We start from the raw sequence: 23,221 nt of genomic DNA on the forward strand, positions 1-23,221 counted from the left end.
GATGGCGATGACCAGAGCGACCACCGCCTTGACAGCCTCGCAACAGTTACTGCACCATTTTGGCCATAGGTACGACTACAGGTGCCTGAGCCGCCCGCTGGCCCAAGTGAGAACACTGTTAGCAAAAATCTGACGACTACCCACAAATCTTGGGCCTGAGCGGGCCAGAGCTCCGTATTGGATTTATGGGATAGTTATGTCCAAAACTCTTACCACCACACATCCCCTCACCCCCGAGCTTTTTCAGCAGATTAAGCGCGAAGCCAAGATTTTGAAGCGTAATAGCCAGAAGGCTTTGCGACATAAAGCCTGCTTGTCTATCGTCGCGCGCCGCTACGGCTTTGAGTCGTGGAAAAACTGCTTCGAAGCCTTCAAGAATGCATTCAAATCGTGGCGCGACCACGGTAAAGACCGCTGCGCAGCGGCACCAACCGACGAAAGAAAATCCTATTACTTCGTCCAGTTGCACGACTTCTTTGAGCGCAGCTTCTTCAGCCATTGGGTTGGGTGGTCGGACGACGGTTATGAGCTCCGAGTTCCATCGAAGGTTAACCCTGCTTGGTTTATCAGAGCCTTCCGGGAAACCAGAAAGGAGACGCTCTACGTGATCGAGACGCAGGAGGACTACAACCGCTGGACACTGTTCTGGCACGGCCCGGCATTGGTGGAGTGTGATCTAATGCTTTCAGAGGTGCCCAAATTCCTCAGCCCCGAGCCGTCCTATAGCCGGCCTCGACTGAAGTAAAACGCACAATGGGCAGGGCTCGCATCCCAGGCTGCGGGCCCTTCTCATTGCCTCCAGTTCGGATAGTCGAACCAGTTTGGCATTGGCTCCAGCGATTACGACTCTTCAATGTGCTTGAGTACCTGCTCCAGCTTCTCCTTTGGCCAAAGGAGTTCCTTACCGTTTTCCCTAGAGGCGTTCAGAACCTGTCCCGGGTTCATGACATTCACTTTGCGAATAACGCTAGCAACGGTCGCTTGGTGTACCTTCGTAGCGATGTTCAAATCGTGGGCTTGCAGCTGATCGGGGGTGAAGATGTGAAGATCTAGGTTCTGAGTCATGGCCAGCTCTCCTCAATCGCTCATTGTGAGCTCATCAATCTACGCCTCTTTCCTGCGCGCACAACACCGCTGCTCCGACATGTCCATGCAGTCGACGAGCGGTGGGAAACCGTCACCACACCAATGCTCAAGCCAGAGCAAGGCGTTTTCACCCGACTCTGGAGCCACCCGCCCTTCCCCCAGATCGCATGTTCATTCCAGAGAACTAGTTCTTCTGAGCCCCACCGAGCCTCCCCCATGGTCATGGCGTTGACATGGAGTCCAGAAGAAGCGATCACTGCGTCAGTGATGGCCATTAGCTAGAATATCCCCACCCAGGATAACGTCAGCGAATCCGAGAGTTTCTGATTCGCTCTCCCCAGAACACAAGGAAGACCTTATGCCCATGATCGCAAATGACCCAACTACCCAGCTTGCATTTTCGGTGTACGAGAACAAAGGGGTGTACGCACTACTCCTGGGGTCAGGAGTGTCACGCTCTGCCGGCATCCCGACTGGGTGGGAGATCACCATGGAGCTGGTCAAGCGCGCCGGTATTGCCTCAGGCGTAGGGGAGCAAGAAGACTGGCATGCTTGGTATGTAGGCCAGACAGGAGAGCAGCCTAACTATTCGACGCTGCTTGAGACCCTGGCTGGGACGCAAAGCGAACGCAGGGCGATTGTTCAAGGCTTCCTGGAGCCCACAGCCCAAGAGCTAGAGGATGGGTTGAAGGTTCCCACACGGGCTCATCGAGCTATTGCAGAAATGGTGCGTGCTGGACACGTACGTGTCATCGTCACTACTAACTTCGACAGGCTAATGGAAAATGCTCTGCGTGATGCCGGCATTGAGCCCACTATCGTGAGTTCAGTCGACGCCTTGGCAGGGGCCGAGCCGATCACCCATTCCCAGTGCTTCATCCTCAAAATTCATGGTGACTACAAGGACGCCAGAATTCTGAATACGGATGTGGAATTGGGTGACTACTCTGCCGAGTTCAACGCCCTGCTCGACCGCATCATCGATGAGTTCGGTTTAATCGTCGCCGGCTGGTCAGGGGAATGGGATCATGCCCTGAGGGCCGCGTTTCTGCGCGCCCCCTCACGCCGCTACCCAACTTACTGGCTTGCCCGTGGTGGTCTCTCTGAACGTGGCCAGGAATTGGTCACACAGCGTCGCGCATCGGTGGTCACTGGCACTGACGCGGATACATTTTTCGACGCGCTTAAGCTGAAGCTTGAGACCATCCAGCAATCACGCCAGCCCAACCCGGCAAGCGTCGAGCTGATGATCGCCATGACAAAACGCTTCATGGATCGACCTGAACACAGGATCCAGCTCGACGACTTGGTCACGACCCAAACTCGGCAGACGATTTCTGATTTCTCCCCGCTTTTCGCAGGAGGGGCTGACGTGAGAAACGAGGCTTTCAGTGACTGGGTTCCAGAATACGAGGCCATTGTCGAACCTATCGCCCGCCTTGCTTCAGTATTAGGACGTTGGGGCACAGGTGACGAGTTGCGGCTCGTCCTGGACGCAGTCCAAGGGCTGTATGCCGAAGCTCATAGAGAGCAGGCTGGCTATACACACTGGCTAGCCCTGAAAGACTATCCGGCAATGTTGGTCGTGCTTGGCTATGCACTTGGGCTAACTCGTGCGAATCGCCTGGACGTTCTGCATCGGCTATTCAGTTCAACAGTTATTAACCGGCGCGAGCGGCCTAGTGTGGTGGGCTATGAACTATCACCGTTCTACCTTGAGTCCGGCAACGGGCTTCTAGCGCACTGGAAAACCCTAGAGGGCCAGAGCAGCGCCCGTACTCCCCTATCCAATCGACTTGCCAGCCTCATTTCCTGCAAATGGGCCCCCTCGTTTGCCGGAGTGCATGATCCTGAGCTGCTCTACGAGCGATTCGAGTTTATGAACCTACTGTTCTTCGTTCAAGAGAATGGCGTCAACGAAGAACAGCTCAACATTCTGATCCAGCAAAGTCAATTTCGAAATATCGCGATGGGGCGACTGTCATGGCACTCGGAAACCATCTCTCGCTTCGCTCAGGAATACTCTATCCCGGAATTCAGGGAGCCTTTGCTTGCTGCCGGCTTCGCCTTTGGCAGTGAAAGCTACCTCCAGCGATTTTTAGAGGGATTGGCGCGATTTAACAGGTGGTGAGACCTCCACTCCAGCGCTCAAGGCATCCAGGTCATGGATCACCGCTTGCCTCCAGATCCCGACGGAAGATTCCTCAGCATGTTGAAGATCCGCCGTAAGCGTCTGCCGAACACATCTTGCACCAGCCCGTTTTGGTGCGGGGTCAGCATATGAGCGAAGGTCAGTGCGCTGTGAACCAGCTGGGGTGTAGCACAGGAAAATGTTCCTTCAGCCAATCCACAAATGCGTCGACCTGAGGCGCAAGATGCGTTCTGCTTGGATAAAGCACGGATACCAGGCGAGGCTTTGGACGAAATACCCTGAGCACTTCAACCAGTTCTCCGCTTGCGAGGAATGTCTCAACGGCAATGCCAGGAGCTTGAACAATGCCGAAGCCTGCAACACCGCACTGAACGTAGGCATTCGACTCATTCACAGTGATTCCACCATGAGGCGTGTGTGGACGATCTTTGCCGTCTACCGAGAAGTGCCAAGGCAGCGGTCTGTTATTTTGACCGGAAAGGAAGCTTACACATTGGTGGTCTGCTAGATCTTGTAGGGTTATGGGTGCCCCGCAGGCTTGGAGATAACTTGGAGACGCACAGGTCACCATGGTGGCGGTGCCAATTTCTCTGGCCACCATGCTTGAATCCGGGAGGTCACCAATTCGCAATACACAGTCGATGCCCTCGGCGACGAGATCTACCGTACGGTCGGTCACGCCTAGCGCAAGCTCGATTTCGGGAAATGCCTCTGTAAATCTCCTAAGGCTTTCCATGAAGCTGCGCTGGGAAAATGCAGTTGGGATGTCAATTCGAAGCCGACCTCGCAGCGTCGATCCACTACGGTCGAACATGGAAGTGGTTTCTGCGATGGTTGCTAAAATCTCTTTGACGCGTTCGTAAAACCGCTCGCCCTCAGCCGTCAGTTTTACTTTACGCGTAGTGCGCTGGAACAGACGGACACCCAGCGAGGCTTCCAAATCCTGAATGGTGCGTGTGACGTGCGGGCGTCCGGCCTGCATTGCCTCAGCGACTTTGGTGAAGCTCCCCAACTCCGCTAGCTTGGCGAATACTTGCATCGACTGTAGAAGCTCCATAAGTCTCTTCTCGGGAACCTGTTAACTGGGTGATTGTTGCTGATCAGGATAACAATCCTGTTCGTTTCTGCACATTTATCTATAGCCGGGAAACCTCAACAATGTCCTCAGCGTAAGGGAGGAGCTTTCCTCACCTGCACATTCAAAATTGTTGGAGACAAAAAATGAAAGCGTGGCTTCTGAAAGATTTCGGCTTGGATAATCTGGTACAGGGCGAAACGGAAACCCCCGTGCCCCAAGCTGGTGAACTGCTGGTTAAAGTAGGCGCTGTATCACTCAATTTCCGGGACAAGGCCATCGTTGACGGCATCTATGAACCTCACCTGGTGCCCAAGCCACTGATCCCCGTCAGCGATGCGGCGGGGACTGTCGTGGCAGTTGGTGATGGTGTCAGCCGCTTCGCTATCGGAGACCGGGTCAACTCACACCTCTACTCACGTTGGTTGGACGGCATGCCTGGGCCAGATGAGCCTAACTACTGCTTTGGATCGCCATTGCCTGGTGGTCTGGCGGAATACATGATCATCCATGAAGACAGCGCGGTAGGTGCCCCTGACAACATGTCAGATGAGGAAGCAGCGACCCTTCCAATTGCTGCTCTGACGGCGTGGTATGCGCTCGTCGATTATGGCCAAATCGAGACCGGCCAAACCGTTTTGGTTCAGGGATCTGGAGGTGTTTCTGTTTTTGCAGCACAAATTGCTACGGCTTTGGGAGCCAAGGTTATCGTCACCTCCAGCCGTGATGACAATCTGGAAGCTGTAAAAAAACTGGGCGCTGTTGCTGGTGTGAATTATCGCACTACCCCTGAATGGGCAGAGGAAGTTCTGAAGCTCACTGACGGCAAGGGAGTGGATCTTCTGCTGGATGTGGCAGGCGGTGACGGCATCAATCAATCGATTGCTGCAACAAAGGTAGGTGGACGTATCGCACAGATCGGCTTTCTGACAGGCCAAACCTCTGCCCTGAACCTGATGCCTATGATTTTCCGACAAACAACGATTCGCGGCATAGCCGTTGCTCCACGCTCGTCATTTGACCGAATGAACGAATTCTTGAATGAGCACAAGATTCGCCCGGTAATCGACCACGTGTATCCATTCGATCAAGCACGCGAAGCGTACGAACATTTGGCCAGAGGCGCCTTTGGTAAGGTAGTAATCAAAATCGAGTAGAATCAGGCCACCTGGAGTTACGCCGCAAATTTCCGCATTGAAATATGCGCGGTCAGATGGCCACCCAATTATGTGGCAGCGGATCGGCAATCTCACTCGCCCGCTGCGACGGCAGGCGCGTGAGCACGTCCTTCAAGTAAGCGTACGGGTCATGCCCGTTGAGCCGCGCAGACTGGATCAAACTCATGATCGCCGCCGCCCGTTTGCCACTGCGTAATGACCCTGCGAAGAGCCAGTTCTTGCGTCCCAGAGCCCATGGCCGGATCTGGTTCTCTGCCCAATTATTATCAATGGGTACGGCCCCGTCATCGAGGTAGCGCGACAGCGCTGCCCAGCGTTTTAGGCTGTAATCAAGCGTTCTGCTGATGGCCGAACCTTCGGGTACGAGATCTCGCTGGGTGATCATCCAGGTATGCAGCCTCTCCATCACCGGGACGGCTTTTTCCTGCCGTATTTGGCGCCGTAAATCTGGCTCCAGGTCGCGGGCTTCGCGTTCGATTTCGTACAATAACTGGATGTAGCGCAGGGCTTGTTCGGCGAGCATGCTCTGTTGGTGGCGTGCATTTCGAAGAACTTGCGCCGGGCATGGGCCATGCAGCCGATCTCGGTCACGCCGAGTTCAAAACTGGCCTTGTAGCCACCAAAATCATCACAGACCAGCTTGCCTTTCCAGTCTTGCAGGAAGTTGCGTGCGTGTTCTCCTGCGCGACTGTGGCTGAAATCGTAAACAACCGCTGCTGTTTCGCAGAACTGGCTGGTGGCGTAGGCCCAAACATAGGAACGATGGGTTTTCTTCGCGCCCGGGCTGAGCATCTGCACCGACGTTTCATCGGCGTGGATGACCTGCTGTCCGAGCACTACGTCGCGCAACGCCTCGACCAGAGGCTGTAACTGCACGCCAGTTACGCCAACCCATTGGGCCAGAGTTGAACGTGGGATGGCCAAACCGGCTCGACCAAAAATTGACTCCTGACGGTAGAGAGGCAAATGGTCGGCATACTTCGCAATCATGACGTGGGCCAGCAACCCGGCGGTCGGGATGCCCTTGTCGATGACCTGCGCCGGCACTGGCGCCTGGATCAGTGTTTCGCAGTCATCACAGACCCATTTGCCACGGACATGGCGCTCGACAGTAAATACGCCAGGCCTGTAATCCAGTTTTTCGCTGACGTCTTCACCGATACGCTTGAGTGCGCACCCGCAAGGACAATGAGTGTTGTCCGGTTCGTGGTGGATTAGCGTGCGTGGGAACTCCGCCGGCAACGCCGTGCGCTTGGGCTTTTGCTTTTTATCGGTCGCAGGCGGAGCTGTTTGCAATGCCTGAAGCTCAGCCTCAATCGCCGCGATATCGGTATCGATCAAATCGTCCAGCAAGCTAGCCTGCTGCGGATTTAACTGCTCGCTACTCTTGGCAAACTTCAACCGTTTGAGCTGTGCAATTTCGTGAGTCAGCTTCTCGATAACCGTTTGGTCGCGGTGGATTTTTTTGCCCATTGTCTCGACTGTCTGATCGAGACTTTCCACGCGCTGCATCAACTGCGCTGCCAGAGCGCGCAGTTGTTCAGGGGGTAGGAGGTCGAGATTGGGCAGCGAAGTCATGCCGACGATTTTGCCAGAACAGGCGAAAACCGACGACAGGCTGATCGGATAATTGCACGGCCAGGCGGCACGTGGCAGAGGTTATAGGATGGAAATTGCGTTGCCAGGCCCGACTCTTTGCCAAGGCAACCCCAGCACCAGGGCATGCAGTTGCTCGGCGGCCAACTCTATCTGCGAGCCGTGCCGAGAACCGGGCCAGATGAACTTTCCCTGATGCAGGCGGCGGGCCGCCAGCCAGATACCCAGCCCATCGTGCACCAGCACTTTCATGCGATTGGCACGGCGGTTGGCAAACAGATAAGCACAGTGCGGCTGCGCCGCACCGAACACAGCGACCACCCGCGCCAGCGCGGTTTCGGTGCCGGCGCGCATGTCCATGGGCTCGGTGGCAAGCCAGATGGAGTCGATGCGGATCATCGCAACAGCTCTCGCAAAAAGGTTGCGCAGGCAGCCGCGCTTTCGGTCGGCCAGCTAACTTTGACGGTGCCGCGTGGGTGTGGGATTTCGAGGCAGATCATGGCCGGGGTGATATCTGATCGTGACGCCGATGACGGTAATGCCACGGGGATAAAGGCAGGTTGCAGGACGGCACTTTTCTGCGATTGCAGCCGAATCCACTTATGGACGAGGTTCGCGTTGAGGTCGTGGCTCAGCGCGACGCTGGCAATCGAAGCGCCAAGCTGGGCACACTCTTGAATGACTTGGGCCTTGAAGGATTTGGAGTAAGAACGTCGTTGTGGCTGCATGAAATACCCGCTTAAAAGGCTAGAACTGGTGTCCACCTAAATTTAAGTGCACACAATGTCTTGGCTTTACGGTGCAGGGTAGATGACTTGGCCGGACGGATACGATCCGCCTTCGAGGTACCAGCATTGATAGGCGTTTTCACCACCTGCTCAAGGAGGCAATCCAGCAAGCCAAGCAACGATCTCTTCGACCAGTAACCTACGTCGCCATGGTGGCGCAGCCCATCATGCGACAATGCCCGCCTCTTCATTTAAGCCCGGAGCCCGCTTTGGAGATCCCAGTAGGATGACGGTTGTAGAGAGCTAAAGCGAGCATCCATAGCCCTCACCGGCTTACCAAGAACGACGATTGCGACAGGACTTCAGAATGCTTGATCTAGCGCTGCTTGCTGCAACAATACTGTGTCCCGCATTGACCACCTTCTGGCTAGTCAGCAGAAAGCTCGGGGAAGGTCATGACTTGCATACCAAAGCACGCTCTGTCTTTGAGCTCAACACCGAGCATGGATTGATCAGGCAAGGTTTGCTGTGGTTAGCCATTGGCATTCCCTTGAGCCTAGGCTTCGCATTCGGCCTATGGACGTGGTCAGGTTATGAGGTAAGTCTCACAACCGAAGGGTACAAAAGGTTCGCTGAGATAAGTCTTCTTCCACTGGCGCTCATGTCAATATCACTGCCATTAGCCGCTTTGGTTGCACGCTTTCACTCGACCCAACAAGCTGCTAGACAAATCACTCTAAGCCGAACCAAGAACAATTTAGATGCTTACTACGCGCATCGAAAAGCCATGTTCGAATATTTCAAAGAAATAGACGATACCAAATACTTCAACCAGTATACGTTCAGCTACAAAACCCACCCAGTGATTCATAAAAGATTTTTTATTGGCACACCTGAAGACGGCACGCCCGTCATACATAAGCATGCCTTTGAACAAATTGAAAGTCTTATACAGGGAGCCGCCAGCCACTTGAGAGGCGTACTAGATGGAAGCAACAAAGACTCATTTAGCTTTTATCTGGCAGCAAGCAAAAACATTTATCACGCAGCAAAAAAAACTAAATATCAAAAAAATATACATGACAATGAGAGAGCAAGGAGTGTATGTGCGATATGAAGACAACTCCGACGCCCCGACTTTTGGCACAAGCACCTTAGAAACTTTAGCTGCACTCCGCTTTACCTGGGAGTACTACAACAATCTGTGCGATTTTTCGGGAAGAGATCGTATGGATATCCCTCCCGAGCTAGAGGCCGTGTTCACAAAGACTGAGTTCTGGCTGAACAAGGGGAAATTCATTGAGGCGCTGCATGAAGGCCCAATTGCTGAGCTGGTAGCCAATGGCCGCGCGAGCCTCGGAGAGCTGCATCACACACTTCAACCTAAGTCGGTCGGCTCAGCTACCTTGGAATAAAATCGGCCAAGTGGCGGGACTTTTCCCGAATAGAGCGCCAGGCCGAGCTTCGGGAAAACTCGCGCAAGCTCAACCCAGGCAACCCTCCAACGTCAATTGCGAACTGCTGGAGGAGCGTGCTCAAACGCTGCAGACAACCATCAGGGTGGCGATACCCGGCTCAACGCTTTAAGGTCGCACTTTTGCCCACAAGGAATGACGGATGGCTGCAAGAGGTGGATTCTCGAACCGCGTTTACCAAGTTCAGGATATTTTCAGTCAGGCGCTGTACCCAAGAATGCGCGAGGAGCCGCTGCTCAACGAAGCAGATGAGCTGGTAATTCCAGTGAGAAATATCGACAGTCCCCATTTCAGGCGAATTGGCCGGGCCTCCTTTGGCACGCGTCTAGGAAGAAGCGAAAACGACCCCACGCACGATGAATGCGTGAGCTTGCTCTACGAAAACTTGAGTAGCGACAAAATCAACCGTGTCTCGATCTCAGTCTACGTCTTTGATGACAACGGGAAATATCAGGAACAGGTGGTCTTTTCCACCCTGGCAGGGACAGATTACCGTTGGTTCATGGAAAGCACCGCTCGCGTAGGCTTTCACGACGATAGGTACATCCAACCCGACCTCTCTGGGCGGGATGCCAACAAGTTCTTTCCCACCTCCAGCTCCCCTAACGTGATCATCGAGGTGATCCGTACCCACATTCCTGAAGAGACGACATTCGCGCGCCTACAGGAGCTCTCCAAGGCAAACACACTGGTGATCTTCTACTTCATCAACGAGCAAGAGGATGGGAGCAAAATCAACCGGTATCGGAAAAAAGACGACCAGTTGACGATACGGGTATCGAGGTACATGGTCGGCGGAGAGGTCTATGTGAATGGTTCGCCAGTGTTCGCTCAGCAGCCGGAGGAGAGCTTTTCACATTGGTATCGCTTCCTCTCCAACTCTTTCTTCGCTGACGGCATGAGACAGGCAAAATAGGCTACAGCGTCAGGGGTTGGAGGATGCACTGGGCTTCTCGCACGATCTGCCCTACCACCTTCCTCTGGTGCGCTACCGCTTCCCAGTATCCCTGACGCTCCGCCAGTGCCATTGCAAGTTCAAAATCTTGCTGCCTGATGGCCAAGTCTGTGTACTTGCGCACCACATCAGGTCGGACGGCAAACAACATTTCCTCAGCCGAGCGGATCGCTGTCTCCTCATCCCTGACTATGGGAAAGCCTGCGTCATCTTCGATGGTGTAGCACCATGCGTCACTCTCACCGACCTGGTAATCAAGCCCAAAGCTGAAAGCCAACGGGTCAACAAAGATCCCTACCTTGATAAAAGGCAATCTTGGGTGTGGTCTAGCATCTCGCATCATGATCTCTCGCCGCCTCAAATTCTGCGCCTTGCCCCTAACATCGCGTTGGAGCTGTGGCTTCGGTTGATTTGCTCTCATTTAGTTTGCAGATGGAGCAGAACCGAGCTCAAGAGTTTGTGGTATGAAATGTCGAGAGCAGCTGCGTCCCTGACGCATAACGTTAACGGATGGAAGGCTCAGACGAGCAACAACAGCTTCCAATTGTCGCGGAGGCGCCTTGTCAACCTACGTGCATGCACGGCCAAGCTCTCCAATAGGCATGAGGAACGCCTCTGAAAGGCTACTTGAGTGTGCAAGGCTTGGCGATCATACGCCCCCTCAACCCAGCGCCCGCGGCTTTGATAAGCGGCCTGATAAGCCATCATCTCCAAGACCACTCAGACCTGCCCACCACTCATCACTATAAGGACTTCAGATGCTGCAATGGATTACCCAACGATTTCGACAGGCTCGTCGATACCTTCCCTCAAACCATTTTCAGGATATCCCTGGAAGCTACGAGCCCACGATTGATGACCTGAGAGAAGAAGCCATCAATTTCGACAAATATGTGAAGGCTTACGTTGAGCGCGCGACGGGAAAAAAGCCGAAGGACTCACTAGGGGACTTGGTTCGTCACATCCTAAAGGCTCACCCGCAGAATCCTGAACACCCTGAAATCTGGGAGGAGTTCGTGAAGAAAGCGATAGATCTCAAAGGCTATCGCAATAGCATCATCCATGCAGACACCGAAGGCCTCCCACCCATTTCAGAACTATATGAGCAATTCAAAAAAGCAAACGCAATTCTCCGACCGTTCAGCGTCTATGGTGCCCGCCGAGACCGTTTCACGCAGTTCCGCTGGAAAATGGACTTTCTGAATTTCAAGATTGACGAGCAGTCTTTTAGTTTGTCCCAGCAGGACATTGAAAATCTGCTATCCGAACTGCACCCATCATCGCGAAGCAGGATCTACTTCAAGGCTGGCAAGCAGGTTAATAGCGCGATGCTGGACGTCGAAAATATAGCCCGTACGTATTTTGTAGAGGGCTACGAGCCTTTCAAGCTGAGCGATGAGGAGGCCATGGCTCTGGACGACTTGCTGATCTGCTTCCTCGGGAACCCTGGGCTCAGGATGTCTTGAGCAGAAGTGTTCAAGCGATGGCGAACGTCGACTATGTGATTGCCTATACACCACGGCCCACCTCCCCAGCATGCTTTCTACCGGAATCGTCACCGTGTCGCGGGAGGTCTCACCGTACCATCCGGGCCTCAATGCGGTCGCGAGTCCTGCTTCAGCGCGCCGAGGAGCGGCTCCAACTGGCATTTTTCCACATGCTGAGCAAGCTCCTTTGGGTCAGTGCCGTGTCATAACGCGACAATCACGCCGTGCTACGATCCTGCCACCATCGCATCACGCAGGGACGCCCCCCAATCAACGAGACGCGCATGACCTTATCCGACGCCATCCTAGTTCTGATGCTCGCTGACCGAATCCATGGTTCGGATGAAGCAGTCCGCCGCGCGGGCAAGAATATCGTTAAGAAGCTGCCCCGCAGCAAAAGAGACATCATCTACGAACTGATCAGTAACCCCCGCCCCAGGGAATTGATCCACCACATCGCGCTGAATATCGACGATTAGCCCGCCCGCGCGGCTGTTTGAGGCAAGGGAGGCTCGCGCTCAATCGCCTCACTGAAGAGCAGAGCATGCCCATGGCAATGAGTACCAATAAGACACGATACCAAACGCATCGGCTATGCATCGCCCCACGCATCCAAGTTGATCAGCGGGAGGGCTTTCTAGCGGGCGAATTAGCGCAGAGGCAGCGATGGGTGAATGGCCTCCGCAAACGCTTGGCCTGAATTGCTACTGGGAAACCAGGTGCCAGGCTCCGGCCCGTGTCAGCCGTTGCCCTAGGCCGCAATTCGCACCTCCGCGATACTTTCCGAGACGCTCGGTATCTGATGTCCTCAGTTCACCCTTGATCACCATGAACGTCATCGGGCCGCAATGAGTACGCAGCTTGATGCTAGAAGCCCCATATCCATGCCCCGCAATTTCATACGGCGCTTCCAGCGCCGCGACCTCAGCGCCTTGCTGAATGACTACACGAGCCTCCCCTCTCGTACCATGTACAAGGCTAGAACTGCTGAGTTCCAACCATGCGCCGTCCCCCAATGCCTGTGCTGCAGCGCCTGTATAGATTCCTGGGCACAAGATGCAGATGACTCCAACCATTGCGACCACATGCGCTGCCGACTTCTTCAAAACTGACACGTCTGGCTCCTTCTCACTTTCTCAAAATGCCCATAACAGTTGAGCAACGACTCAAGCTATCAGGTCTGTCAGGAAGAAACCTCCGAAGGCAGTGCAACCACTCACAGGGCTCTTCTTGACGTGCCTGCAGGACGGAAATCGGGAGCGGGAGTCAGTTCGGGCAGATGTTGATGGCAGGCCAACTGGTAGGGAAAACCTGACGCTCTGGGTCAACAGCAGCTCGCTTGCTCAAATCACTGGCTTCAAGCGCATTTATCGAACGACAACCCCATGCTCCGCCAGCTCTCGCACCAGAGTCTCACGGCGCAGCAGACCGGGTATTTTGAAAGCACTTCTGTACGCATAAAACAATCCAACCGGTATGAATACCAATCCAACGCCGAAGGTTGCTGTCGCGATGATCAGCCCCGCTGGGATGGCCGCCACGGCAAAAATAATGCCTTTGAGGACACTGGACTTCGCAACCGCCCGCATGTGCTCCAGATCATACTCAACCTTTCCGTTACTTTTTTCGAATGCAATGAGAACAATCGACTTCTTGCCAAGATGTTTGTAGTACCAAGTGCGCCGAGCATCTGTAGCGATCGCACCATGCCTCCTCAAATAGTTGAGCATCACGACTTCTTTAAAGTAAAAAGTCGTCCCTGCTTCATCCTCACACCGAACATTTCGATAGAGGGCATCTAGATCGCCACTCGCTTGAAGATCAAAGTTCTTAACTGTGACTGCAATTTTTTTAAGTTCAGACATGCATTATCCTTAAGCGCACTTATTCACTACGGAGGCTTGCGCGTAAATCTCATCGGTAGCGCAATACGTCACCGCCTTCAATCAGATAGGCGGCTTAGAGAATTGGAAAACTGCACCGGAGGTAGAATCCTGCGATCCGGCGTAATTGATAGCTAGCACTGAGTAGCAGCGCCCTGCGAAGCTCGGCTACATGTTCAGCTCGCTAGTGATTACGTAATAATCCTCACCACTAACACTACGCATCAATTTGAAACCCGACCTGGCCTCGACATATTCAAGAGGCGGTGTAGCGATGGTCATGCCATCCTGATTCACCCCTGACCGATCGCCGTAGATCAAAGCGGCATATCGCCTCCCGGCCTGAGCAGCATCGGCTAAGAACGCGTCGATAGGGACATTCCAGTCAATGCCCTGCGCCTGGATTACCTCCAAGGGAAAGTCCCGCACAAGGGAATCGGAATCGACAGCGAACAAAGGTTGCTTGTTCAAGTGATTAACCATCAAATCTGGATCTCGAAATAGGGATCAAAGCCCGTGTTTTCATTTGGATAGCCCTTAGGGTTCGAGATCACCCGGCAGCCAGCTAACTCAACGTCGACGGCGTAGTGCGTATGGCCAAATACCCACACATTCGCCTGAGCAATGAGCTCATTCCAGTCGTTCGCATAGGAGGCTGTGAGATGGCCTTCGTGCTCGTTACCTATCACCATCGAAGATGGTGAGTGATGTGTCAGCACGAGTGTTTTACCCTCAAATTGTTTTTCCAGCTCCTCACGGAGCCAAGCCTTGGCGACGTGGTTCCTGGAAATGACATCATCGGGCCGCAAACGCCTGTAGTTCAAATCAGCACGAATGTATTTGAAGTCGCTCATCCACTCCCGGGCCATATTGGTCGCCGCCACCTGGTCACCTGTCGATGTAAAATCAGTCCACCCCGTCGTGCCCAGGATCCTGAGATTGCCAAACGTCAGGGTTTCATTCTCTAAAATGTGGACGTGGCCAGCGGCGGCGTCCCTCATTTTCTGCAGCGTTCGATCAACATGGCCGTCGTAAAATTCGTGGTTACCACTGACGTAGGCCACTGGGCATTCGAACGCCGCATTGGCCCAACGGACACCTCGCCCCTTCTTGTCAATGTCGCCCCCCAATAGTACGAGGTCGACGCCAGTGCAATCCGGAGCCTCCCAACCGTCAAACTCTCGGTGTAGGTCAGAATAAATCCGCACTCTCAAACCCTGACCTCCATTGAACTGGCAACCTCTCGGAAAGGATGATTGCAACGCGATTTAGGGGTTTATTGATCGTCAGGAGCCCCCCTGAAGACCATGACGAAGGGCGCTTGGCATATGCAGGCTCGGCCCCACGCTGGCCCATCACCGCCGGCCAGCCCAGAGCAACACATGGCGCAAAAGCGCCCTCGAACAGTTTTATACACTATGTGATGTGTAACTGTACACGCCGACGTGGCTACATCCTCAGTTTTGAGGACAACGACTTGACGTCGATAAGGCCCGCGCTTGCAGCAGTCATACGCTCAGTTCGTGGTAGCTTGGGCTTGACTCAAGAGGGTATGGCGCAGGCAACCTCCCGCACCTATCTGACCAAAATTGAAAGTGCCCAGAGCTCTCCTACCCTGGATAAATTCATTGAGCTTGCGGCTGCGCTCGAACTGAGCCCAGTGGCGCTGATGGCCTTGGTTCTGGGTACGCGTGACGAGCAGTCGAGCGCTGACCTACTGGCCCAGGCTAGAGAGGAATTGGAGGCGCTCCAAATGCGGGTGACCCCGGAAGACATCGCTGCACAGATGATGGGCACCGAGGTCGTTAAACGGCCACCCGCACGTCCAGCGGATCTGATAAAGCTGCAGAAGGTTCAGGCGTGTAAAGAGTCTGGCCTGAGCCAGGCAGCAACAGCCCGGCAGCTGGGAATCAGCAGATCAACTGTCAGCTTTCTATGGAAGCGAGAGCTGCCGGATGCTCCCTAGACCGGCTCCCCCATCAACCCCTACTTTCCCCTAGACGCTCACCCTTGATCACACGTTCTGCAAACTGAACGAGATCGGAGAGAGATCCAGCTCCCGTTCTGTCCATAAAGTGCCCGGAAATCCCGACAGCCCTAGGGCCTTTTTGATCACATTGCAGGGAATCGCCGACCATCACGACTTTGCCACAGGGGTCAGTCAAATCCGTCCCCAAGCGTGCACCTAGTTGACGGCAGATCTCGCGATAGATTCCCTCATGAGGCTTCATAAGACCGACCTCATAGCTCAAGGCAAACCCATCCATGTCGCTCAGCAGATTCCTAAGCACAGGGCCGTAGGGCGCCGCCAGATTCGAACAGACTCCCATCACCATTCCCTCTGCCTTTAGTAACTGCTGCGCCTCAATGGCATCGGCATACACCGAGATCGACTCCAGCTCATCAAGGAGGTCATCCTGCAACGCCATCAATTGCTGCGAGCTCAATCTGATGCCGAAAACTTCAGCAGCCTCCTCCAGGGACAGGCTCGTCGTCATCAGGCAATGGAGGTCTGAAGCGCTTGGCTTGCGACCTTGCTGAGCACCAATGCGCAGCAATTTCCGGAATGGATGGTGCTTGCGCCTGATGTGAACCACAGTTCCAAAAGCATCAAACACTGCAGCAACGATTGGCATGAGATTGGCTTCCAAGAGTGCCGGCTAGCGTGCCGGCGGACTACGAACGGCTGGATCGTAGTAAGCAGTAAAATGGCCACACGTACACAACACTGAATCACCATCGAGGAGCGGGTATGCCCTCCAATGAATGCTTGCCGATTTCACGTCGTCGTGGACATACCCATAGCGGTAATCCGAGAAGCCGAGGGGTCTCGAACACTCTCGGTTACCACAGACCACAGTGTCGGGCCGTTGCTCATGGCGTGAAGGCATAATGATTCGCTCTCAATGGTGAATAGTCTGCGTGGGTAACCCGTTCACCAAGTCCTGCTCCACTGCAGGTGATCCCCTTTCTGTAATCGCCTGGGCTTTGAAACCACGCCTGCTGCGGGGACGACTGAGACAGGCAATGAATGCCCCGCCCCGCTCCCCCCTCCCAGCCAGCGATGCCGCATACTCAAACCTGAACAGGGGTGACTGAGATTACGTTGAAATATCGATACTTATTCTTTTTAGCCGCCGCTTTCGCTTCTGCCTCCGCAATCAATGTGCTGAGGGTATCGGCATCATGAGTGAACACGTCCTCCGGCCCTTCGAACTCCTTGGTGACGTGCAAAATGACACGCAACCTGGAGGACAGGCGTTTAGCCCTAGACGGCTTGACAGCCTCTAGCAACGCGGCCTGCTGCTGAATCGGCTCGCCGACAGAGCCAACCGTGTCCCCGAACAACGCGGCTCTCATCTCTTCTTCGCTTAGGTTCTCACTCATGTTTCAGATCTCAAGCACTTCAATTTCAGGGTGAATACCGTAAACGGGCCATAGGACGCTCAAGGGATGCATTTTACACGTACCCGCTAGATCACTCATGACTTCAGGCTTGAAGCAACTCCTGGTGCAAGGCTGGCCCGCCCCCCTCTGACAAAGGTGGCCAATGAAAGCAAAAACACTACATATAGATAAGAATCGCAAACAAATACACAAAGAACACTATATGTAGTTTTTTTAAAAAATTTACGTTTGGTTTGTAATCAAAGCGGAAGCAGCAGCCTGACGGCTGCAAAGTAAAGCGATCTCCCCACGCTGCACCCTTCTCGACCTCAGCTTCACTGCCAAGCTTCAAACCGTGGGATCTGGAAGGCGGAAGAATCAGATGTAAAAGCCGGCTGTATCCTGTGAAATTGACGGGTGTCTAAGCCACTACAGCTTTTTCTTTGCCCTCAAATATAAAACTCCGTCTCGCTTTAAAAATTTCAAGAGGGGGGGGCTGAATTTGTCGCGAATCTGAACGTTATGTCGCGCAGAGGACAGTTTGGACGACACTGGACGGGGATATCTTTCGAAGGCGGACTCTGACCGATGTGGATTTCCGAGCTCATCGCGACACGCACGAGTCACTTATTCATGCTCGGGTGCGACTGCTGTTCCTTTCTAGCTGAGTAATTGTTGCGCCGAGGTTACCCAGGAAGAGAGAACGTCACTGGAGGAGCCGAGTTGTTGGCAGGGACGCTTTCTGTAACCTACTCGGCAAGCTATGGCGCTTAGAGCCCTGTAGGGCTGTGCATCCGAAGAGGGCATGCCCAGTACGAAGCACCGTTGCGCTAGGCAGAAAAGCCATGATCCAGCCGTGTGAGCAGGTCTAATGCCTCTTTGATGTCTACGTCAGCCGGATTCTTCCCGCCTAAATTTGGCACGGGGGTGGTCAGCCATCGTATGGCGCGCACCCGATCGCCGAAGACTCGGACAGCAGCCTCTAGTAAGACAGGATCGATTCTCTCCATTGATGCTCCCTGAGCCCGGATCGGACTGCCTTCGGTGACAAATGTCGAGCCGGAGTCACCTGCCCCGTTTGCCTGCAATAAGTGCATCATAGGCCACGCGGCTCGACAGGCCCACCCTAAGCCTTGTCAGAAACTCTGCAGCAAGTGAACACGGGCCAGGAAACGCGCGCATGCCTGTCCAAGGCCAGCCAAAATGTCCCCCCCTAGCACTGGGGCCTGGTCATTACGGCAGCGATAGCAGAGATGTTGAGACAATTAAATCTCACGCTGTACAAGTGCGTCGACACCGCTGCTCCGTTCGGTCAGATACACTCCGAATGGCTCTGCTTAGCCACTGATCGATGGGGTGATGTCGCTGTAATTTCGGCCATGAAAGAAGCAAAGTTTTCATCATCGACATAGTCGGCTCCCCAAAGCATGGAAGTCCGGACGTCCTTTAGTCCGCAATACCCCAAAATGCCATCAACCACCTGAGTTTGAAATGCTGCTTTGCTTCCGTGTCGGCAGAACGATTCTTCGCCCGTTGTGATGGTGATAATGAGATGAACTGGGACAGGCTTCAGTCGCCCCGATGCTTTGCCATCACCCTGGTAGTCATAGGCCCATCCTGATGTGAACACACGCTCAAACCAACCCTTCAAAAGCGCAGGAACAGTCCACCAGTAAATTGGAAAAACAAAGTAGACCATGTCAGCCTTGTCGAATCGTCGCTGCTCCCTGACCACATCTTCTGGCAGATCACCCTCGCCTCGGTAGTAAGACACATCAGCAGGTGTCATAGCCGAAATAAATCCTTCAGCATGAAGGTCAGCAACCTCTACAGAAATATCGGCATCTATCAGCGCCTCACGTACCTGCCGAACGATTGAGTGGGTGAGTGATTCGGTCATTGGATGTGCGGCAATGATCAGTGCATGCTGCTTTGACCTAGTAGGAGCCATTAAAAACCTCTGCGTTCATGTCACGGTATTTTCGCGCATTATCGAAAGGAAAGCGAAGCGCCTGCCTAATCCCCAGGAATCTTGGCGCATGAGTCGCTCAAAAAAAATTCGGTGGGCGATGTTGGAGCTCCGTGAACCGATGGCCTTCTTTGACGGGCTCTACTCTCAAACCACGTGAGACCCCGGCTAGGCCGCTCCAGCAGTGGGTTCTCATGCCACCACCCCATCGGAAAGAGCTGCAAGATTTTTGAAGGGGTACTTCGCTCACACCGGTGATTAAGGGGGCGCACAGAGAATGGCCACCTGTGTCAGAGCATGCGGCTCAATCTGATGCGGTTTGGAGAGGCAACCGTCGAAGGGTAATGTCGCAGTGCGAGATAAGGGGGCCTAAGCCCCCCTCTCGAATCAGGCGTGTTCAAGCTCTGCTTTATAAAATTTTGCATTGGAGGGCGGAAGTTGGTGCCCCAGAATCATATCTGCGGCTTTTTCTGCGATCATGATGGTCGGAGCGTTGGTATTGCCGTTAGTAACCTCAGGCATTACCGACGCATCGACCACCCGCAAGCCGCGAACACCCTTAACGCGAAGCTGGCCGTCGACAACCGCATCACTGCCGCTACCCATCTTGCAGGTACCACAGAAGTGATACCCACTTTCCGCGTGGTCGCGGATGAAGTCGTTAAGACCCTCATCATGCATCTCGGTTTTAAGCGGTTTCAACATCTTCCCGCGATACGGCCTGAAAGCGTCCTGCTCCATGATTTCGATGGTCGAACGGATGGCGTTTCGTGAATCGATCCAGTCCTGCTCATGGGTCAACCAGTTGGGCTGGATAAGAGGCGCATCTTCAGGATTAGCAGAGGCGAGATTCAGCCAGCCTCGGCTCTTTGGCCGTTGAGGGCCAAGGTGCACTTGGTAGCTGTGGCCTTCAGCAGCCATTCGCCCGCTGTACTCGGCAGCAACCCCCACGAAGTGGCACTGAACATCCGGCCAAGGCTTATCAGGGGTCGAGCGCAAGAAGCCTCCCGCCTCGAAGAAGTTCGAAGCACCCAAGCCCGTATGCTTCGCCAACCACTCGGCGCCAATGGCTGCTTGCCTATGCAGCTTCAACTCCTTGTAGTACGAGACAGGCTTCAAACAGTCGTAGGCCACGATGTATTCAATATGATCACCGAGGTTCCGGCCCACACCAGGCGAATTGCAGACTACCGGAATACCGTGTTTTTTGAGCTCGTCCTCTGGCCCTACGCCCGACAGCATAAGCAATTGGGGCGACTGGATGGCGCCCGCAGACAGGATGACCTCGCGATCACAGCGAATCACTTGTTCGCTGTTTTCACTACGCAGAGCAATGCCGACGGCTTTGTCTCCTTCAAACACCACGCGTCGCACCAGCGCACCTGTGATTACCGTTAGGTTCGGGCGGGTCATCGCTGGGTGAAGATAAGCACGAGCAGCACTCTCCCTTACCCCATTGTGAACGGTCATATCCATGCGACCGAAACCCTCTTGGCGATAGGCGTTCTGGTCATTGACGTGCGCGTGGCCTGCTTCCTGGGCCGCTTCAAGGAACACCTGATACAGCGGGCTAGCTCCAAAGCCCTTGGTAACATGCAGTGGGCCAGAGCCACCCCGATACTCGCTTTCGCCTTGGTCGTAAGTTTCAGACTTCTTGAAGTATGGGAGACAGTGAGCGTAAGACCAGTGAGCCAGTTCTGGATCCGAAGCCCAGTTATCAAAGTCCATCGCGTTACCACGAATGTAGACCATCCCGTTAATGGTCGATGAGCCGCCCAAAACCTTCCCCCTGAAGTAGGGTACGCGACGGTTGCGAAGCTCAGGCACAGGCTCAGTCAGGAACTGCCAATTATAGGTTTTCCCCACCAGCGGATACGTAAGGGCAGCTGGCATTTGGATGCGGAAATCCCATTTCCGATCAGGCCCACCCGCCTCGATGACCAGCACCTTGACGTTGGGATCTTCACTTAGACGGTTTGCCACAACACAACCGGCCGAGCCGGCGCCTACGATGATGTAGTCGTACCCGCCACCCTTCACTGCACTCATTTCGCTCACCTTTTTGTTCGATTTTTCAACTGCCAGATCGGCAACACACGTCAGAAATTTGCGCTCTGAAGCTGGCCGGGCGGCACCTTAACCTGAGGAAAATTCGGCGCGCCGTGCATAAACCGCGCGACGTCGACGATAGCTCTCTCCCAAATGCTTCAAAATGAGGCGAAAATCGCTCAAATCGCACCATTTTGACCCGGTTACAGCGCGACCTAGCTCAGCGCAGGACTGCCTGTTCGTCTTTTCAAACTACCAAGCAAAAAAGATCTTGTCTAAAAATATTTGTAGACGTAGATTTAAGGCCAGCCCAGCGTTGCCTGCGGTTCACAAAAATAAGAGGCATGAAAATGACAACGATCAACGTCATCAGACGTGTCGCAGTGGTGGCAGCCCAGAGTCCCCTCTTTCCGAGCGAATCTGAGGCGAATCATTACTGCTGTGATGTGCGCGAAGAGTCCGTCAAGGACGTCCAACACTGCGTACCAAAAATAAGAAAAACAGGCTCTCCTAGCAGCCTGATTGAGCAGATCGAGCGCTGCTCCTTCAATGCTCTCCTTCCCCTACTGCCCAGGCAGCCACTACGGCTGAATTTTCTTACGCAAACGAATGCTCAGACGGGCTGATCCAGCCGTACGACGTACGAACTTGCAGCAAGTCCAAACTTACCTTGGCGGCACCTCTGCATAGACGGGGATTAAATGTATGAGTTATTCAGAACCTGCAGGGCTTAGCATGACAGCCCCTAAACAGCACCAGCCAGCGCAGCGTCTGCGCGGCAATCTCGGCACGTTCGACATCGTGTTCACAGTGCTCGCGTACAACGCCCCCTTGACCATCATCATTGGGTTGATCCCAGTGATTATTGGCATGGGTAACGGTCTGGGCGCCCCCCTCACCTACCTGGCGGCGGGCGGCTTGATGCTTCTTTTCGCCGTTGGCTTCACAACGATGGCTCGGCACGTGCCCAATGCGGGAGCGTATTACGCATATATCACTGCTGGCCTGGGTCGCTCTCTAGGGTTAGGCAGTGCCTTCATGGCGATCTTGGCTTATACGTTCATGCTGGTTGGGGCGTATCTCTATGTCGGGGTCACCTTCTCGACCATTTCACTCTCGTGGATCGGTCTGGAGACGCTGCCTTGGTGGCAGTGGTCGTTAGGTTTTGCCGCTATCGTGGCGGTGCTTGGCCACTTCCGCATATCGCTTTCTGCAAAGCTTTTGTCCTTGGCTCTTGTCTGCGAAGTGATCATTACCTTTGTCTGGGAAGCCGCCGTGTTCCAAGACGGAGGAGCCAACGGCTTATCACTGTCGTGGCTGACCCCCCAAGCATTGACCTCCGGATCGATTGGCTTGGCAGTACTCTTCGGCGTTACGTGCTTCGCAGGCTTCGAAGCCACTGCTGTGTTTCGTGAGGAGGCCCGCAATCCGGAAGTCACTATTCCCCGGGCGACCTACATTTCGATTATTGCCATGTCAGTGTTGTTCGCCTCAGCTACCCTGTGTTTCATCCTTGGATGGGGGCCGGAAGTAGCTCTAGATAAATCGATCAACGATCCAGTTAATGCCGGCATGGGCGTCATCGAGGCCTACTTGGGGAACGTGGGGGTCAGCATCGTCCACACGCTGGTATGCACCAGCATCTTCGCCTGCGTACTCGCAATCCACAACATCCTGGCTCGGTACATCTACTCCCTGAGCGTTGACGGCGTCCTGTTCAAATCACTGAGCACCGTCCACCCGACTCATGATTCGCCGTATCGCGCCTCAGGAATGGTTGCCATCATCACCGTACTCAGCATGTTCGCCGCCATTTATTCAGGTGTTGAACCCTACTCGGGTTACTCGTCCCTAGTGGGCATCGCCGGTTATACGCTGCTGATACTCCAGATCCTGACCTCGGTCGCGGTCATCGTGTTCTTCATCAAGACGCCCAACAGTGTGAGCGCGATGAAGACCAAGGTAGCTCCCGCTCTTGCACTAGTCGGCCTGTCTACGACCGCCTGGTTGGCAACCCAGAACATCGGTTTGCTCACAGGTAGCGAAAGCGTAGCCATGATCTTGCTAGCGTTTCTCTTTGGATCTTTGGTGTTCGGCTGCATCTACGCCATTTGGCTAGAACGCTCATCGCCCCTGGTCTACAGAGCGATAGGACGTCAGGTGATCTAACTCGTAGCGGGCTGCGATCGACTGCAGCCCAA

The 23,221-nt window shown here is 54.2% G+C and carries 23 protein-coding genes and 1 pseudogene; 10 read left to right on the forward strand and 14 right to left on the reverse strand.

Going from position 1 to position 23,221, the window contains the following annotated elements:
• Positions 1-196 precede the first annotated feature (196 nt).
• A complete protein-coding gene (locus tag FS665_RS10275; protein WP_145187296.1) occupies positions 197-745 on the forward strand; it encodes a hypothetical protein in 549 nt (182 codons plus the stop codon).
• A 95-nt stretch (positions 746-840) separates the two neighbouring features.
• Here the strand turns inward: FS665_RS10275 and FS665_RS10280 are convergent, their stop codons facing one another.
• Entirely contained in the window at positions 841-1,065 is a 225-nt protein-coding gene (locus FS665_RS10280; RefSeq protein WP_145187299.1) for a hypothetical protein, read from the reverse strand.
• Between the two features lie 379 nt (positions 1,066-1,444).
• Between FS665_RS10280 and FS665_RS10285 the strand changes: the two genes are divergently transcribed.
• Positions 1,445-3,217 (forward strand): SIR2 family protein, encoded by a 1,773-nt coding sequence (locus tag FS665_RS10285; RefSeq protein WP_140174201.1) that lies wholly within the window; start codon positions 1,445-1,447, stop codon positions 3,215-3,217.
• Positions 3,218-3,377: 160 nt separating this feature from the next.
• On the opposite strand, the gene FS665_RS10290 is transcribed toward FS665_RS10285, so the two are convergent.
• On the reverse strand, positions 3,378-4,277 hold the full coding sequence (locus FS665_RS10290) for a LysR family transcriptional regulator (protein ID WP_145187302.1): 900 nt from the start codon (positions 4,275-4,277) through the stop codon (positions 3,378-3,380).
• Positions 4,278-4,459: 182 nt separating this feature from the next.
• Here FS665_RS10290 and FS665_RS10295 point away from each other — a divergent pair, with 182 nt between their 5' ends.
• Positions 4,460-5,470 carry an NAD(P)-dependent alcohol dehydrogenase gene (locus FS665_RS10295; RefSeq protein ID WP_145187305.1) on the forward strand — a complete coding sequence of 337 codons (1,011 nt, stop codon included), beginning with the start codon at positions 4,460-4,462 and terminating at the stop codon, positions 5,468-5,470.
• 52 nt (positions 5,471-5,522) lie between these two features.
• Here the strand turns inward: FS665_RS10295 and FS665_RS10300 are convergent.
• The 3 genes and pseudogenes from FS665_RS10300 to FS665_RS10310 all read right to left on the reverse strand — a co-directional run bounded on the left by FS665_RS10300 (position 5,523) and on the right by FS665_RS10310 (position 7,815).
• Positions 5,523-7,069: pseudogene (locus tag FS665_RS10300) on the reverse strand (IS66 family transposase).
• An 81-nt stretch (positions 7,070-7,150) separates the two neighbouring features.
• Entirely contained in the window at positions 7,151-7,486 is a 336-nt protein-coding gene (gene tnpB, locus FS665_RS23675; protein WP_145187308.1) for an IS66 family insertion sequence element accessory protein TnpB, read from the reverse strand.
• The gene (locus tag FS665_RS10310; RefSeq protein ID WP_189672604.1) at positions 7,483-7,815 is read right to left on the reverse strand and encodes a transposase; all 333 of its coding nucleotides are present in this window, start codon (positions 7,813-7,815) and stop codon (positions 7,483-7,485) included. Before FS665_RS10310 ends, tnpB begins: the two co-directional genes overlap by 4 nt.
• A 367-nt stretch (positions 7,816-8,182) precedes the next feature.
• Here FS665_RS10310 and FS665_RS10320 point away from each other — a divergent pair, with 367 nt between their 5' ends.
• The 3 genes from FS665_RS10320 (at position 8,183) to FS665_RS10330 (ending at position 10,206) form a co-directional block, all read left to right on the forward strand.
• A complete protein-coding gene (locus FS665_RS10320) occupies positions 8,183-8,932 on the forward strand; it encodes a hypothetical protein (protein WP_145187315.1) in 750 nt (249 codons plus the stop codon).
• Positions 8,922-9,230, forward strand: a complete 309-nt coding sequence (locus tag FS665_RS10325) for a hypothetical protein (protein ID WP_145187319.1) — start codon at positions 8,922-8,924, stop codon at positions 9,228-9,230. The genes FS665_RS10320 and FS665_RS10325 overlap by 11 nt, the downstream gene beginning before the upstream one ends.
• A gap of 202 nt (positions 9,231-9,432) precedes the next feature.
• Positions 9,433-10,206, forward strand: a complete 774-nt coding sequence (locus tag FS665_RS10330; protein WP_140174199.1) for a hypothetical protein — start codon at positions 9,433-9,435, stop codon at positions 10,204-10,206.
• 1 nt (position 10,207) lies between these two features.
• On the opposite strand, the gene FS665_RS10335 is transcribed toward FS665_RS10330, so the two are convergent.
• On the reverse strand, positions 10,208-10,588 hold the full coding sequence (locus FS665_RS10335) for a hypothetical protein (RefSeq protein ID WP_140174198.1): 381 nt from the start codon (positions 10,586-10,588) through the stop codon (positions 10,208-10,210).
• A 415-nt stretch (positions 10,589-11,003) separates the two neighbouring features.
• Here FS665_RS10335 and FS665_RS10340 point away from each other — a divergent pair, with 415 nt between their 5' ends.
• Positions 11,004-11,711 carry a hypothetical protein gene (locus tag FS665_RS10340; protein WP_145187322.1) on the forward strand — a complete coding sequence of 236 codons (708 nt, stop codon included), beginning with the start codon at positions 11,004-11,006 and terminating at the stop codon, positions 11,709-11,711.
• Between the two features lie 305 nt (positions 11,712-12,016).
• Positions 12,017-12,211, forward strand: coding sequence for a hypothetical protein (locus FS665_RS10345; RefSeq protein WP_038453505.1), 195 nt, complete (start codon positions 12,017-12,019; stop codon positions 12,209-12,211).
• An 888-nt stretch (positions 12,212-13,099) separates the two neighbouring features.
• On the opposite strand, the gene FS665_RS10355 is transcribed toward FS665_RS10345, so the two are convergent.
• The 3 genes from FS665_RS10355 to FS665_RS10365 form a co-directional block, all read right to left on the reverse strand.
• Positions 13,100-13,597, reverse strand: a complete 498-nt coding sequence (locus FS665_RS10355) for a hypothetical protein (RefSeq protein ID WP_140174196.1) — start codon at positions 13,595-13,597, stop codon at positions 13,100-13,102.
• A gap of 186 nt (positions 13,598-13,783) precedes the next feature.
• Positions 13,784-14,098 carry a hypothetical protein gene (locus tag FS665_RS10360; RefSeq protein ID WP_145187325.1) on the reverse strand — a complete coding sequence of 105 codons (315 nt, stop codon included), beginning with the start codon at positions 14,096-14,098 and terminating at the stop codon, positions 13,784-13,786.
• On the reverse strand, positions 14,098-14,829 hold the full coding sequence (locus FS665_RS10365) for a metallophosphoesterase (RefSeq protein WP_140174194.1): 732 nt from the start codon (positions 14,827-14,829) through the stop codon (positions 14,098-14,100). Before FS665_RS10365 ends, FS665_RS10360 begins: the two co-directional genes overlap by 1 nt.
• Positions 14,830-15,167: 338 nt before the next feature.
• On the opposite strand from FS665_RS10365, the gene FS665_RS10370 reads away from it, so the two are divergent.
• Positions 15,168-15,581, forward strand: a complete 414-nt coding sequence (locus FS665_RS10370) for a helix-turn-helix domain-containing protein (RefSeq protein ID WP_371921251.1) — start codon at positions 15,168-15,170, stop codon at positions 15,579-15,581.
• A 13-nt stretch (positions 15,582-15,594) separates the two neighbouring features.
• On the opposite strand, the gene FS665_RS10375 is transcribed toward FS665_RS10370, so the two are convergent.
• The 5 genes from FS665_RS10375 to FS665_RS10395 form a co-directional block, all read right to left on the reverse strand.
• Complete coding sequence (locus FS665_RS10375) at positions 15,595-16,251, reverse strand: HAD family hydrolase (protein ID WP_140174193.1); 657 nt, start codon at positions 16,249-16,251, stop codon at positions 15,595-15,597.
• 439 nt (positions 16,252-16,690) lie between these two features.
• Positions 16,691-17,002, reverse strand: coding sequence for a hypothetical protein (locus FS665_RS10380; RefSeq protein WP_140174192.1), 312 nt, complete (start codon positions 17,000-17,002; stop codon positions 16,691-16,693).
• Between the two features lie 830 nt (positions 17,003-17,832).
• Positions 17,833-18,102 carry an MbcA/ParS/Xre antitoxin family protein gene (locus FS665_RS23900; RefSeq protein WP_088523308.1) on the reverse strand — a complete coding sequence of 90 codons (270 nt, stop codon included), beginning with the start codon at positions 18,100-18,102 and terminating at the stop codon, positions 17,833-17,835.
• A 212-nt stretch (positions 18,103-18,314) separates the two neighbouring features.
• Positions 18,315-18,953: an NAD(P)H-dependent oxidoreductase gene (locus tag FS665_RS10390; RefSeq protein WP_088523309.1), complete on the reverse strand. Its 639-nt coding sequence runs from the start codon at positions 18,951-18,953 to the stop codon at positions 18,315-18,317.
• A gap of 405 nt (positions 18,954-19,358) precedes the next feature.
• Positions 19,359-21,020 carry a choline dehydrogenase gene (locus FS665_RS10395; RefSeq protein WP_145187328.1) on the reverse strand — a complete coding sequence of 554 codons (1,662 nt, stop codon included), beginning with the start codon at positions 21,018-21,020 and terminating at the stop codon, positions 19,359-19,361.
• Positions 21,021-21,725: 705 nt separating this feature from the next.
• On the opposite strand from FS665_RS10395, the gene FS665_RS10400 reads away from it, so the two are divergent.
• Positions 21,726-23,189: an APC family permease gene (locus tag FS665_RS10400; protein WP_256660719.1), complete on the forward strand. Its 1,464-nt coding sequence runs from the start codon at positions 21,726-21,728 to the stop codon at positions 23,187-23,189.
• Positions 23,190-23,221: the final 32 nt, after the last annotated feature.

Origin of the sequence: Pseudomonas sp. URMO17WK12:I11 (assembly GCF_007677725.1) — a bacterium.
Classification (GTDB): domain Bacteria; phylum Pseudomonadota; class Gammaproteobacteria; order Pseudomonadales; family Pseudomonadaceae; genus Aquipseudomonas.

Excerpts from the sequence above, each read along its gene's own strand:
- FS665_RS10280 (WP_145187299.1), bottom strand. The coding sequence starts at position 1,065 with ATGACTCAGAACCTAGATCTTCACATCTTCACCCCCGATCAGCTGCAA.
- FS665_RS10340 (WP_145187322.1), top strand. The coding sequence starts at position 11,004 with ATGCTGCAATGGATTACCCAACGATTTCGACAGGCTCGTCGATACCTT.
- FS665_RS10380 (WP_140174192.1), bottom strand. The coding sequence starts at position 17,002 with ATGAGTGAGAACCTAAGCGAAGAAGAGATGAGAGCCGCGTTGTTCGGG.
- FS665_RS23900 (WP_088523308.1), bottom strand. The coding sequence starts at position 18,102 with ATGATGCACTTATTGCAGGCAAACGGGGCAGGTGACTCCGGCTCGACA.
- FS665_RS10320 (WP_145187315.1), top strand. The coding sequence starts at position 8,183 with ATGCTTGATCTAGCGCTGCTTGCTGCAACAATACTGTGTCCCGCATTG.
- FS665_RS10310 (WP_189672604.1), bottom strand. The coding sequence starts at position 7,815 with ATGCAGCCACAACGACGTTCTTACTCCAAATCCTTCAAGGCCCAAGTC.
- FS665_RS10375 (WP_140174193.1), bottom strand. The coding sequence starts at position 16,251 with ATGCCAATCGTTGCTGCAGTGTTTGATGCTTTTGGAACTGTGGTTCAC.
- FS665_RS10275 (WP_145187296.1), top strand. The coding sequence starts at position 197 with ATGTCCAAAACTCTTACCACCACACATCCCCTCACCCCCGAGCTTTTT.
- tnpB (WP_145187308.1), bottom strand. The coding sequence starts at position 7,486 with ATGATCCGCATCGACTCCATCTGGCTTGCCACCGAGCCCATGGACATG.
- FS665_RS10400 (WP_256660719.1), top strand. The coding sequence starts at position 21,726 with ATGAGTTATTCAGAACCTGCAGGGCTTAGCATGACAGCCCCTAAACAG.
- FS665_RS10295 (WP_145187305.1), top strand. The coding sequence starts at position 4,460 with ATGAAAGCGTGGCTTCTGAAAGATTTCGGCTTGGATAATCTGGTACAG.
- FS665_RS10355 (WP_140174196.1), bottom strand. The coding sequence starts at position 13,597 with ATGTCTGAACTTAAAAAAATTGCAGTCACAGTTAAGAACTTTGATCTT.
- FS665_RS10390 (WP_088523309.1), bottom strand. The coding sequence starts at position 18,953 with ATGGCTCCTACTAGGTCAAAGCAGCATGCACTGATCATTGCCGCACAT.
- FS665_RS10345 (WP_038453505.1), top strand. The coding sequence starts at position 12,017 with ATGACCTTATCCGACGCCATCCTAGTTCTGATGCTCGCTGACCGAATC.
- FS665_RS10335 (WP_140174198.1), bottom strand. The coding sequence starts at position 10,588 with ATGATGCGAGATGCTAGACCACACCCAAGATTGCCTTTTATCAAGGTA.
- FS665_RS10290 (WP_145187302.1), bottom strand. The coding sequence starts at position 4,277 with ATGCAAGTATTCGCCAAGCTAGCGGAGTTGGGGAGCTTCACCAAAGTC.
- FS665_RS10285 (WP_140174201.1), top strand. The coding sequence starts at position 1,445 with ATGCCCATGATCGCAAATGACCCAACTACCCAGCTTGCATTTTCGGTG.
- FS665_RS10330 (WP_140174199.1), top strand. The coding sequence starts at position 9,433 with ATGGCTGCAAGAGGTGGATTCTCGAACCGCGTTTACCAAGTTCAGGAT.
- FS665_RS10360 (WP_145187325.1), bottom strand. The coding sequence starts at position 14,098 with ATGGTTAATCACTTGAACAAGCAACCTTTGTTCGCTGTCGATTCCGAT.
- FS665_RS10370 (WP_371921251.1), top strand. The coding sequence starts at position 15,168 with ATGGCGCAGGCAACCTCCCGCACCTATCTGACCAAAATTGAAAGTGCC.
- FS665_RS10395 (WP_145187328.1), bottom strand. The coding sequence starts at position 21,020 with ATGAGTGCAGTGAAGGGTGGCGGGTACGACTACATCATCGTAGGCGCC.